At 32.7% G+C, this 11,792-nt stretch carries 10 protein-coding genes and 6 pseudogenes; 4 read left to right on the top strand and 12 right to left on the bottom strand.

From position 1 onward, the window contains the following. On the top strand, positions 1-283 hold a 283-nt coding region (locus FS875_RS10385; RefSeq protein ID WP_144755572.1), incomplete at its 5' end, for a hypothetical protein. 2,669 nt (positions 284-2,952) lie between these two features. Here FS875_RS10385 and FS875_RS08325 read toward each other — a convergent pair. The 8 genes and pseudogenes from FS875_RS08325 to FS875_RS10650 form a co-directional block, all read right to left on the bottom strand. Next, a complete protein-coding gene (locus tag FS875_RS08325) occupies positions 2,953-3,180 on the bottom strand; it encodes a hypothetical protein (protein ID WP_144755566.1) in 228 nt (75 codons plus the stop codon). Then, positions 3,177-3,839 carry a lysozyme gene (locus FS875_RS08320; RefSeq protein WP_144755563.1) on the bottom strand — a complete coding sequence of 221 codons (663 nt, stop codon included), beginning with the start codon at positions 3,837-3,839 and terminating at the stop codon, positions 3,177-3,179. The genes FS875_RS08325 and FS875_RS08320 overlap by 4 nt, the downstream gene beginning before the upstream one ends. 1,971 nt (positions 3,840-5,810) lie before the next feature. Further along, positions 5,811-5,948: a YopJ family acetyltransferase gene (locus tag FS875_RS11040; RefSeq protein WP_483977069.1), complete on the bottom strand. Its 138-nt coding sequence runs from the start codon at positions 5,946-5,948 to the stop codon at positions 5,811-5,813. Between the two features lie 823 nt (positions 5,949-6,771). Beyond that, positions 6,772-6,954 carry a type II toxin-antitoxin system HicB family antitoxin gene (locus FS875_RS10660; protein ID WP_246067891.1) on the bottom strand — a complete coding sequence of 61 codons (183 nt, stop codon included), beginning with the start codon at positions 6,952-6,954 and terminating at the stop codon, positions 6,772-6,774. A gap of 9 nt (positions 6,955-6,963) precedes the next feature. After that, positions 6,964-7,150: pseudogene (locus tag FS875_RS10655) on the bottom strand (type II toxin-antitoxin system HicA family toxin); the annotation flags it as partial. A gap of 153 nt (positions 7,151-7,303) precedes the next feature. Further along, a pseudogene (locus FS875_RS08290) lies at positions 7,304-7,738 on the bottom strand (hypothetical protein); the annotation flags it as partial. A gap of 9 nt (positions 7,739-7,747) precedes the next feature. Further along, positions 7,748-8,193 (bottom strand): annotated as a pseudogene (gene ssb, locus FS875_RS08285) (single-stranded DNA-binding protein). A gap of 115 nt (positions 8,194-8,308) precedes the next feature. Further along, positions 8,309-8,704: pseudogene (locus FS875_RS10650) on the bottom strand (XRE family transcriptional regulator). Between the two features lie 43 nt (positions 8,705-8,747). Between FS875_RS10650 and FS875_RS10270 the strand changes: the two are divergent. From FS875_RS10270 to FS875_RS08260, 3 genes and pseudogenes are all read left to right on the top strand, one after another. Next, the gene (locus FS875_RS10270; protein ID WP_166428915.1) at positions 8,748-8,924 is read left to right on the top strand and encodes a hypothetical protein; all 177 of its coding nucleotides are present in this window, start codon (positions 8,748-8,750) and stop codon (positions 8,922-8,924) included. 17 nt (positions 8,925-8,941) lie between these two features. After that, positions 8,942-9,150 (top strand): annotated as a pseudogene (locus tag FS875_RS10645) (hypothetical protein). 703 nt (positions 9,151-9,853) lie between these two features. Then, positions 9,854-11,002, top strand: coding sequence for a tyrosine-type recombinase/integrase (locus FS875_RS08260; protein ID WP_144755554.1), 1,149 nt, complete (start codon positions 9,854-9,856; stop codon positions 11,000-11,002). 13 nt (positions 11,003-11,015) lie between these two features. On the opposite strand, the gene FS875_RS08255 is transcribed toward FS875_RS08260, so the two are convergent. From FS875_RS08255 to FS875_RS08240, 4 genes and pseudogenes are all read right to left on the bottom strand, one after another. After that, a complete protein-coding gene (locus FS875_RS08255; RefSeq protein WP_208000009.1) occupies positions 11,016-11,234 on the bottom strand; it encodes a hypothetical protein in 219 nt (72 codons plus the stop codon). After that, positions 11,227-11,430 carry a hypothetical protein gene (locus FS875_RS10630; protein ID WP_144755546.1) on the bottom strand — a complete coding sequence of 68 codons (204 nt, stop codon included), beginning with the start codon at positions 11,428-11,430 and terminating at the stop codon, positions 11,227-11,229. The genes FS875_RS08255 and FS875_RS10630 overlap by 8 nt, the downstream gene beginning before the upstream one ends. Beyond that, positions 11,363-11,590 carry a hypothetical protein gene (locus tag FS875_RS08245; protein ID WP_144755543.1) on the bottom strand — a complete coding sequence of 76 codons (228 nt, stop codon included), beginning with the start codon at positions 11,588-11,590 and terminating at the stop codon, positions 11,363-11,365. The genes FS875_RS10630 and FS875_RS08245 overlap by 68 nt, the downstream gene beginning before the upstream one ends. Further along, positions 11,587-11,792: pseudogene (locus tag FS875_RS08240) on the bottom strand (lysozyme); the annotation flags it as partial. The gene FS875_RS08245 and the pseudogene FS875_RS08240, both read right to left, overlap by 4 nt.

Here is an 11,792-nt window from a genome sequence, read left to right as displayed (position 1 = left end):
ATATTATGTTGCTGTATGTATTATTATTTTAGGATTTTCATCTGTCGTGAAAGCATCTCAAGGCAAAGAATCTTTTATTATTGCTCCTACTGTTTTGAAGACAAGTGTATTTCATGCTAACCAGTTTTATCCTTTATTAAATAAAGTTATTATACCGGCTCATCCTGGTAATAATGATCTGTTTTGGAAAAGTGTACCACCATTATTTCATGAAATCGGACGTATATATACTAAGTTAGGATCATATTTTTACAAGTCTATATTATCTATATTCAATTGGTAGAGTATAGAGAGGGTAAGTATTTATTATTTTAGCTTAATTTTATAGTAAACATAAATTATGCTTTTAAAAATATTTCAATTTTTTGAGAAAAGAAGTCAGCTTTCTATAAAGAGAAGAGAGTAAAGATTGTGCTTTCATAAATTGTTGATGTTACTAATTTATAGGTTAAATGTATGGAGTGCTGATTTATCAGCATAAGTCATTTGAACAATGAGATCATCAATCTTTCCTATATGTTAAAAGTCATTAGGATGATTGAGTAAAACAACAGGAGTGATTGGTTCTTTTCACCATAGTTTATAAGCTTGTTGAATTGATCTTATGCGTCTGTCCAATGGTGAAAGGCGGCACTGTTTTATGACATTTCAAGATGGAAAAAAAGATTATAAATCTCTTTGCTTTTGAATAAAAATTGCTCTCTAAGCAAAAGCTTTTTCATATGATTATTTTTAATTTTTTTATGAAGAATGCATTGTTGAGGTTTGAAGCTCTAAGAATTTCATTTTATTTAAAATATCGTCTCTTCTAGGGAAAGAATATAAGAACTCTGGTAATTTTGTGAAATGAATATCTATTCTTAAAGAAATTCAAAGTGAATTTGAAATCTTTATTTTCTCAGTTTGTATGTATGCATTTTTACCTTAGAAAAATGAACTAAAATAATAAATTATATGTCGTAAAAAGAGCATGGCTTAGTAAGAAGATTCAAGTTATAGAAAACCACATAAGAGTATATTAATATTTTTTTGATGATTGAATAAAAAATGAAATATTAAAGAAAAATTTCACATTAAAATGTAAAGATGAATCCCAAAATATAGATAGGAAATGTGTAAAAAGGTGAATGGGAAGATGAATGATGTGGGGGCGATTATAAGTTATCAGTATCTTTTGTAGAGGCATCTCTTTAGGGTAAATATTGTGATGGGGGAGGGGAGTGATTGAATATTCAAAAAGACAATATGCGCTGTTGTTTGTGCTTTTATACACATTGCAATAAGCATTATGAAATGGGATTTGGTTTTGTTACAAAGCCTTCTTTAAAAAAGCGCGTGAGTTAGTGAATATGATCGCAATATTTTAAAGAAAGGTAATGATTTTATGATCGAGGATAAAGTGCCTTAAAATAATAGAGCAATATCTTTCCAGAAATTGCATAGGCGACTTTTGAAAGTAAAAAAGCGTCATTTAAAAATAATCATTAGTTTTTTCCACTAGAATTGCACATCATACCACATACAATCTCTTTAAGCGCTTTTCAATAATTATAGAAAAAACACATTTTTCGCAAAACACCAGAGAACAAGAGTAGTAATGAGAATAACTTATAGTACTTTAAGAATATAAGATGCAGAGTTTTTCCTCAAGCCTTCTAGTTCAACAATGTTTTTTATTATATGACTACTTAATGTTTTCATTATCTCCTACTCTATACAAGATAAGAAATTGTATTGTCCTACGAAAACTTATTTTTTCTCCTTAATGGATAAGGATTTCAAAGCTCGATTATGTCAAGTATACGTTATGAGAACTTTTAAATTTGTAAGAAATATATCCTTTGAGCACGACTTTTAAAATATACAAAGACATTATCTATTGCATCCATAAAGCGGAAAAAATCACGTATCAATAAACAGAGGAAAAATACTATCCATTTCATAAAGCAAGATGTTATGGTCACACTTTGATAGAGAATGATTATTTTTTAAATATTTCTCCTTCTGTTAAGTTCAGTTTTTTGAGGAGATCTTTCCATTCACAAAATTATTCATCTTGTTTATTATGTTTTAAGATCCCTTTTGCTAAGTATAAATTTATGACATTGAGCTTTTGTCGGCTTAAGTAAATTGGTAATTCATGAACACACGAAGAACTTTTATTGGATTGTGCAATCGGTAAGAGAGTACAGCGCGCGTATCCGTATCACTCATCTCATTAAATCTATTTTCCACATCTTATGGATGCTTTAGAAATTAGAAAAACAGTGACTATATTGTACATAATGCATTATTGCATGTTAAGAATGAAGCTATTTCTCAAAAAATAGGTTGACTTAATAATTTCTCTAACATTTTTTAAGCAAGAAAGAGTGATCTATACTTTTTTCACTTTTCTCAGTATTTTTGAATACTTTAGGTTTATAGATCCGTTTAAAAGCAAAAAGAATTATAAGGAAACAACAGTTTTAGAAAAAAATATTTCTTGATGTATTTTAAAAGACTGAAAAGGAAAATATATTTCCTTAAACTTATAAGCTATTTTTACGACTTTGTTGATACTCTTACAACTAAAACCATAACTTATAAAGAGAGATTCTATATTCTCTTTTTATTTATCATAACAGTTTTTTCATTTTTTGAGGATCACTGTTTTAAATCACATAGATAGCATTATAAGGTGAGTAAGATCAAACAATCACTAAGAATATGATAAGCACAATTCACTTTATACAACGATACATTACTTTCATACTTCGATAAGTATTAATCATCTCATGAAAAAGCTATTGCTTTGATGCTATGTATCCTGTTTTCCGTCCACGTTTCCATCCACATAGATGTTCACCGTGTTTATTATGCTTTAAAATATCTTTCGCCAAATGGGGGCTAATGACATTGATATCCTGACGATTCAAATAGATAGGTAGCCATCCCATACAAGAAGTTTGTTTATTCGTTGCGCAACCAGTCAGAAAGCTTATTACGCACATCAGCATCACTTTTCTGATTAACTTCATTTTCTACCTCAAGCCGTTTTGTTGCCATCTTGCAAGCTTCTTTTGTGTGTTTTTGCTGTTCAGTTTTTTTTCCAAGAAAAAAAGCTCTAGCCAAAGAAATAAAAAAAGCCGTTAAAATTGCTACCGTTATCGTTAGGTATTTTTTTATCCACAAAATCATAGGCGGTATTCCCAAAAACGTTTAGCGATATATGCCATGGTCGTACAAGCTGCTAAAACCATAATAGCTGCTAAGGCCCATTGAACAGGACCATTACCCGCAAAAAGCCCTCCAAGCCCTGAAAAAGAACTTATAATTGGTGCAATAGCTTCTACTTTGCAAATACCTGTTACACCTTTTGATTCTATTATTTGATAATTAGGAGACACGTATGAGCCTTGGACCCACAGTCCCGCCTCAGCTGCTCGACGATTGACAAGACCTCGAAGACGCTTTCCTCCTACTCTCGTCCATTTTTGTAATTCAGTTGGTACAGCTTCATAATTTCCTTTATTAAGCTTTTTTAGAAGTGTAGAGTTACGAAAAGCTTCTGTTCCAATGTTATAAGAAAATGACACAAGTGCAGCAAACTGTTCATCATTCAAAGGAACAGTAACGGTTTGTTCAACGATATATTCAAACTGTTGTAAATCCTGACAAAGAATCTTTTCCGCTTCTTCTTCCGTAATCCGCATGTCTTTATGAACATGTGGTGTACCAACAGCACTTGTATGTCCATAACCAATTGCCCATACACCAATTACATCTTCATAGGCGCTTAAACGCAAACCTTCCCACTTTTTAATCAGTGCAAGCCCTTCTTTTGATATTTTTCGCATTATCCCTATTCCATAAAAAACTACACAAAGCAGAGCATGAATAAAAAATTGAAACTCATACCTACCTATTTAAAAGAATGGACAGTGAAGTGGTCTAGTAGAGCTAAAAATATTTTCACGATAAAGATATTAAAATTTAATATCACTTTCATTAGAAAAACACACCAACCACCATCCACTCTGTAACAAACAGTGTGACTTAAAAAGACAACAATCCCAACTAAATCTAATCCGTAATGAAACAGAACTCTTTGAATATTTTTTTACAGCTAACCACTGATGTAGTTTACTCCAAATACTCTGAGCATTCCTCATCCTGAATATTTCTCGTTTGAAAACAAAGCCCTTTGCCGTAATACGTCAAACAATATAAAAACAAATAACTAAAAAACACCTTTCACACCACTATTCTAAGGAATATTCTTGCAATACATTCAATTAATGGTATTGATAGGTCACACCAATATGGAAGTCATCGCTCTTACATCATCCTCTTCACCAAGTTATATCATATCCTGAAGAATTCTAACCTCCACTGCTGATATTGAGTAGCTTACCATAAAAATACAAAAAGATATTATAATTAAACATTTGTATTTATAAATGTACTTTAAGAATCTATATCCAAAGCACACAACGTATTATACAGATTTTAATAGAAAAATCTATATTTAAATTTATAATTCTTTATTTTATTCTCTAATTGCCTCAAAAAAGATAAATTCATTAAGAAGTTTTTTACAGAAAGCTTTTTATAAGATAATATACTAAAAATAAAAACAGAATGTATATTATTTATTCATCTATACGTTCTTATAACAGCCATCAAAATCCATAAACTTAAATGGCTGGCTAATATGTGCCAAACATGGAGTTTCTAAAAAATTGACTATTCATTCATTTTCGAAATTTTGTCATAAAATGCGACTAAAACGTTAAAGAAGAGCATTTCACAGCTACTGGAAGAAGCTATAACTATAATATGCGATTTTCAGTTTTTATCTTCAAAAGAAATAGAAGTAAAATGTTCATACGTCCTTATTCGTGCTTGTTATATATAGCGAAAAGAGATTGATTTTATGAATAGCTTTCAATTGAAACAAATACTTGTTGTTAAGATGGGTGCAGAAGCAGGAAACTTTGTTGATACTGCTTATCTTACGGGTTACAATTTAACTGGCTTTAAGTCTATTTATTTCAAATTCTTAACTTAAAGAATTTTCTATTAATATTCGATTTCCTTAAGCTCTTATGAAAGTTTTAACGGAAAAGATTGGGAAACGATCTGTCTCTCACATACACTATGTTTGGTATCTTATAAAATAAGATTTACGAAAGAGCTATCGTAGTTAATGTATCTTTTTCTAGAAGATATTCAAAGTCTTGAGATAAAGTATGAACAATAATCATGAGGGGCAATGTTTTTGGTTATAAGAACATGGAGAGACATATTAGATTGTATGCCCAATTTCTATTTCTTTTATGGTAAGCGCTTAAGAAAAAATTTTAAAAGATATTATGGATATTATTTTAGAAGTTGTTGAAGACATGTGACGTAATAAAAAAATCTTCATGCTTTTGAAGCATAATCCATATTACGGTAGCTTCAATAAAAAACATTTACAAAAATCTAAATGGAATTCGCAATTTAAACTGCTGAAAGTGGTAGAAACATAAACAGATATATTTCTGCTAAATTTTGAATTTTTTAAAGATCAATATTTTATTGGTATGAGTGACGAACTTTGTATTGGTTTTGAATGATATTCTAAGAGTGTATTTGTTAAGTGAAATTCAGCTTGTTATTAACCTGTAAGCAAGCGAGATAAAAATGGCCTTCATAATATTCCCCAATCACATTGTCCAAAAACGATTTCAAAATACATCATAAATTAGTAAGAAATTTATATCCGCTAATCCTTTTTGTGTCTAAAAACAGAAAATTCTTCACCATCTGCGAGAGTTAAGTCTTTACTCACTCTTTCGAAAATCTTTCACTTTTTTATTAACGCTAGCACGTGTAGCTTCAGGATTTTCTTTTACATATTGCTTGATACGTGATTCATTGTGTGCGTGTTTGTAAAAATGAGCAGGAAGACATTTATCCATTTTATTAGGAGATAAGGTAATATCTTTTTACTAATGTTATTAATGTGCATTTTAAATAACTCAAGATGGTCGAAATGAAGTGGAAGAAATCTTTAAAGATTTCACTTTTCTAGAAATAGAGACTCTCTAGATATCTGGTACAGCAAAAAACGCCTCGAAAAGAAGTTCTCATTCGCAATAATTGAAAGTTATGTTAGAAAATCCTATTCTCTTTTTTTATTTTGTATCATGTACCGAAAAAAAATATAAATGAAGTATCTTCATTGATTACTTTAAAAATTGCAACACATAACGCCATGGTTGAAAAGAATTTACGCAAAGTTGATCTTACACGCCTTTTAAAACGCAATCCAATACAAATTGATTGTTGGATTTAAACCACGCAACAAAATTAGATTCTTTTTAGAATCCACTCTTATTACTCTTGGAAAAGAGATTACCATGATGAGTATCTAAGATGCCGCTTGAAACTTATTTATAAATTAATTAAGCAGTTATTATAGGAGGGAAAAAATGACAGGTGCAGAATTATTAGATGTCGTGTATATGATATCAATGATAATTATATCCTTCTTAACTGTAGCACTTTGTTTACCTGCAGCTTTTTGATTTTCATTCATATATAGCTAAATATTGAATTCGTGACGGGCTGTTGTTGCCAAAAAAGCAGATCTTGTTAAACTTCTCTTGCGCACAATTATTAATTGCACGTAAAAGCTCTCGTTCAATGGATATATTTGTACGTACAATTTCTGCATCATTTTCAATAAAAGGAATCTGTATTAAAAAGCTTCTTCTGATAACTTTCTGTTGTATCACTTCTTCAAATTTTAAAGAAAACAGGCGCTCTATTCATATTTTTACAATAAAGTTGCAAAGCTTCGGTTGCATTTATGATAAGCTTTTCTTCTTCATTATCAGCAGAGAATAGATCTTCAAAATCAGAAAATTGAACACAAAAAGCAGAATTTTTATCTTTATGAACAAGAGCAAAAAATCTTTTCATTTTTCTTCTCTTTTTTAACCAGTCTGCTTGTAATGCAATAGAACGCGCTGTACTGATTGGAAGATTTTTCTTAGGATGTGGAACAATAACAACCTTGCTATCTTTTTTAAAATTTATGGTACGAATCTTTTACTTTCACAAGTTCAAAGTTATCGTGTTTTAATTTTGCAATTATCTTTCGGCTATTTTGTTTCATTGCCTCATCTCATAATGTGTACATATTTACATGATTTTAAAGGCAATATTTTTAACAATCAAAATATTTTTGGAGATTATTCAGAGCTATCTCCAATGAGGGTACAAAATATGATGATTTTTAATTTTCTATAACACGATATTATCATACAAAATAAAAATTATGCTGTTTGTAAAGGTGTTGTGTTTCTTTTATTGCTTCTTGCATATTAGAAAATTGTTTTGTTGCTGTTTTTACTTACTTCTCTCTTACTACCTCATTAGAGTTTACAGGCATTTCATCATAAATTGCATGAGGCAAGGCTTTTGCACAGAGATAATTGTTTCTCACTTCAAGATATTTTTGTGCTGCATCATATTGATCTTGATTAAGGTTGCCTTGCAGATAAAGTCGTCCGATATAAATCCTAGAAAGTGAATTTTTTGTTTCTTCTATGGTTAAGCTAAAGCGTTTGGTACGTATTTCAATTACTAATTTATCGACAGGATCACGAGGCATTTTTGTTCGTGAGATACGCACATTGGGTTCTCTAGTACATCCCTTAATTCGTGGGTGTCCACATTTTGCTCGTTTTTTTCTTTTTGTCATATTTTTCAATCAGAATGGCATGCTGTCATTAAGAGATGCACTATAATCTTGAGCACCTGAGGCGATAGCATAATTTTGAGAAGTCACGGGTGAGGGGGATACGGATTGTTCTTTTTTGCATCAAGCAAATACAATTCACCTTATATATTATGACAAGACAATTTCTGTTGTATAAAGGTCATGACTATTTTTATCTTGCCATTTACGGGGTTGTAATTTGCCTTCTACATAAATTTTTGAGCCTTTATGTAAATATTGAAGAGCAATTTTTGCCACATGTGGTTTCAAAACCACCATAGAATGCCATTCTGTTTTTCTACTTTTTAGTGTGTGTTCTTATTTGTATAGCTCTCAGATCTTGCCATACGAAAATTGGCCACTTCGGCACAAGAATTCATTATTTTGCTCTCAGGATCATCCCTTAAATAACCAATGAGCATCACTTTATGAAGTATGTTTTTAGTTACCTTAAATTTGCACTTTATACATACAAAGCCTGAGCATAATTTCATTATTTTTCAAAAAGAGATTATTATTTATTAACGTATAATATTGTGTTCTACAGCGAACCTATAAGATAAGAAGACAAGGTATTTTATTTGGCAAACAGCGTTTCTTTTCTATCTTCTCTATGAGTTTTTGAATTCCGTTAGCTTTTGTTGTGAAAGATGCTGAAAAGTTCTAATAAATTGTGTTAGTCATTTCATGGTTAAGTGGAATGGAAGAATTCGTTACAAAATTCTTGCGATAAATATCAGCTTCTTTTCTTAAGGGAGAAGCTATATCTTGATTTAAAGCGTACAACTCTATGATCTTTTCTTCCATACCAGTGGATACAAATTCTTTACCAATTTCGACAGAAGACAAAAACGCTACAGATATATCTCATTTATCAGTCATATCTAAAAAGCGTTCTGCATGATCAATACGGAGTTTTCGTATGGTTTTACCAAATGCTGTAAGCATGTGATTAAAGCTCTTAATTCATGCAATCAAGCAGCTTTAAGAAGTGATAGTATGTTCTTTTCTAAAGATTGAGGCATTTGAAGTAGAGGCGCTTACCTCGATTATAGGGGCTTTTTCAGAATTTAGGGGGCTCTTGGTTTGCAATGGTTCCCTTCAATGGGCATTAGCAAGAATTATGGTTTTAGGGGCTCTAACGGGGCTCGTGATTATATCCAAGTGATTTAAGGAACAGCGTTTGTGATTGATTGGTTACAAAGAAATCTCTCCCTTCTGTTAACGGCTTTAGCCGTTTTTTAATGAGTCTAGCAAGATCCTTTCACCTAGGCAAGCAAAGAGAGCGATACAGGCAGGTAGAGAAGGCTTCAAATGCAGCAACAAGATGTCTTGAGGTTGAAAATGAAATTAATCAAAAAAGTGATAGTGGAATGCGCGCAGCTCTGTCTTAGTGGGTGCGGGGCAACGAGGTCAGTTTCTTGTGTTTGTTGGTTACCCATTTATTTGGATAAGCGGGATGTCCTGATTATCAGTTGCAATCTAGCAAGAGATATTTTGAAGCATAATCAACAGGAAGCACAGTTACATGGTTGAAAAAATGGTCAAAAAAGAGGATAACAAAGACAAAGATCTCACCCAAACAGAATAACAGCTTCTTCACGAGATGATAGAGACATATAAATGCGTAAAGATAATATCCCGTTTTATGAGGTGGATGGCATTCTTTCTTTTTATGTTTATTCTCAAATTTTCCTATATCATAGACGCATCCAACAATAGTCTCTCACACTTAAAAAATGTTTCACTAAAAATTAGACAAATAGCGAAAAAATACCTCGAAAAGAAATTCTGATTCGCAATAATTGAGAGCTATATTAGAAAATCCTATTCCCTCACTTTTATTCTAATATCCATCATCTTTTAAAATACTAGTAAAAACAATAAGTTATGCTTGATAAAAAAGAGAGTGGTGCCCAGACGCGGCAGGCATGGGCTTAGCAACAAGAATCAAGTCGTATAAATATGTGTAAGAGCGTATTGATATGTATAGTTTTTTATGTTCCAATAAAAAAATTAAGAATTAAAGAAAAAATCTCAAATCAAAAATTTAAGGTGGTCCAAAAGGTGGACGAGAAGGTAAATTAAGAGAGGGCGATTCATAGATTATCAGCTGCATTCGTAAAGGCATCTCCTCAAGGGAAATATTGTGATGGGGCAGGGCTGTGGCTGAATGTTCGAAAAGACAATACACGTTCTTGGTTTTTTCGCTATACACATCACAATAAGCGCCGTGAAATGGGGCTTGGTTCTGTCACAAGACTTTCTTTAAAAGAAGCACGAGGACTTGCAAGGCATTATAGCGATATTCTTAAAGAAGGCAATGATCCTATTGCCTTTCGAGAACAAACTGTCTTAAAACAGCAAAGCAATATGTTTAAAGAAATTGCGCAGGCAGCTTTTGAAAGTAAAAAAGCTGAGTTAAAAAATGAAGGCAAAAATGGACGTTGGTTTTCTCCGCTGGAGTTGCATGTTATCCCACACATAGGGAATTTGCCTATAGAACAATTAACAGCAAATATCATTCGCAATGTTTTGGCGCCTCTTTGGCATGAAAAAGCAGATACGGCAAGAAAAGCACTAAATCGTATTAACATTTGCTTGAAATATGCGGCTGCTCTTGGTTTAGATGTTGATTTACAAGCCTGTATGAAAGCACGTGCTCTTCTGGGAAAGCCCCGTGCTACATCAACAAATATTCCTGCTATGCCATGGCAAGAAGTTCCGGCTTTTTATCAGAATTTAGATGATAAGATTCTTTCAAATTTAGCACTGAAGCTTCTGATTTTGACTGGAGTACGGTCATATCCATTGCGATATTTGCGTCTTGAACAAATAGATAAAAATATATGGACAATACCAAAAGAAAATATGAAGGGTATTGTAGGAAAAGTTTCAGATTTTCGCGTGCCATTAAGTCGTGAAGCTTTGAAAGTGATTGAAAGATCTCTCCCTTTTGAGAAAAAAGGTTTTTTATTTGCTGGGAGTTCTGGAAAGCCTATATCTGATGTAACACTTTCTAAATTCATGAAAGACAAAGGTTTTGATTATAGACCCCATGGTTTCAGATCTAGTCTTCGTGACTGGATAGCAGAGACAACATCAACACCGTTTGAGATTGCCGAAACTGTTCTTGCGCATTCCGTTGGGAGTTCGGTGACAAAAGCTTATATGCGGACAGATTTTTTAGAACAACGACATGCTCTCTTGGAACAGTGGGCTGTATTTATAACAGGAGCGACCTAAGGGGATCAAATTGTTAATGTTTTGAAAACCACTGTTTCATATGTGCAAAGACATTATCTATGGCGTCCATGAGGCGGGCAAAATCAAGGATAAGCAAAAAAAGAAAAAATACTACCCACTTCATCAGACGCGACATCATCTTCACACTTTGGTAGGCAATAATCATTTCTTGAAGCATAGCTTTTTCCGTTTCTGTCAGTTCTGTATCGTCTTTTGTTTTTTTTCTAACCATGTTTCCATCCACACAAACGTTCACCTAGGCTGTTATGTTTTAAGATCTCTCTTGCTAAGTTTGAACTGATGACTTCAACATCTCTTTTGCTTAAATAAATAGGCAACCAACCAACACAAGAGACATAGTTATTTGTCGCGCAACCAACGAGAAAGAGCAGTGCGCACATCAGTGTCATTTTTTTGATTAACTTCATTTTCCACCTCAAGCCGTGTTGTTGCTGCCTTTAGCGTTTTTTCTGTTTGTTTTTGCTGTTCACTTCTTTTGCCAAGGGTAAAAGCTTTGGCTAAAGCCATAAAAAAAGCGGCTAGTGCCGCACCTATTAACAGCAGATTTTTTTTCATCCATAACATCATAGGCGATGCTCCTGAAAACGTTTGGCGACAAGAAAAATACCAGCGGCAGCTGCTAAAACCATGATAGTGGCAAGTGCCCATTGCACTGGACCATTGCCTGCCAACAAGCCGCCAAGACCTGAAAAAGAGCCAATGACTGGTGCTAATGCTTCTGCTTTAAAGAGCGCTGTTGAATCTGTTGTTTCTACGGTTTGATAGTTGG

This window comes from Bartonella saheliensis, assembly GCF_902162175.1.
Note: the sequence above shows the minus strand (reverse complement) of the source record. Positions and strands in the feature narration are given on the sequence as shown.

What these genes read in the sequence shown, in the direction of transcription:
- FS875_RS08325 (WP_144755566.1), bottom strand. Translation starts at nt 3,180, where the DNA reads ATGATTTTGTGGATAAAAAAATACCTAACGATAACGGTAGCAATTTTA.
- FS875_RS08320 (WP_144755563.1), bottom strand. Translation starts at nt 3,839, where the DNA reads ATGCGAAAAATATCAAAAGAAGGGCTTGCACTGATTAAAAAGTGGGAA.
- FS875_RS11040 (WP_483977069.1), bottom strand. Translation starts at nt 5,948, where the DNA reads ATGGATAAATGTCTTCCTGCTCATTTTTACAAACACGCACACAATGAA.
- FS875_RS10660 (WP_246067891.1), bottom strand. Translation starts at nt 6,954, where the DNA reads ATGAAAAGATTTTTTGCTCTTGTTCATAAAGATAAAAATTCTGCTTTT.
- FS875_RS08255 (WP_208000009.1), bottom strand. Translation starts at nt 11,234, where the DNA reads ATGGTTAGAAAAAAAACAAAAGACGATACAGAACTGACAGAAACGGAA.
- FS875_RS10630 (WP_144755546.1), bottom strand. Translation starts at nt 11,430, where the DNA reads ATGAAGTTAATCAAAAAAATGACACTGATGTGCGCACTGCTCTTTCTC.
- FS875_RS08245 (WP_144755543.1), bottom strand. Translation starts at nt 11,590, where the DNA reads ATGATGTTATGGATGAAAAAAAATCTGCTGTTAATAGGTGCGGCACTA.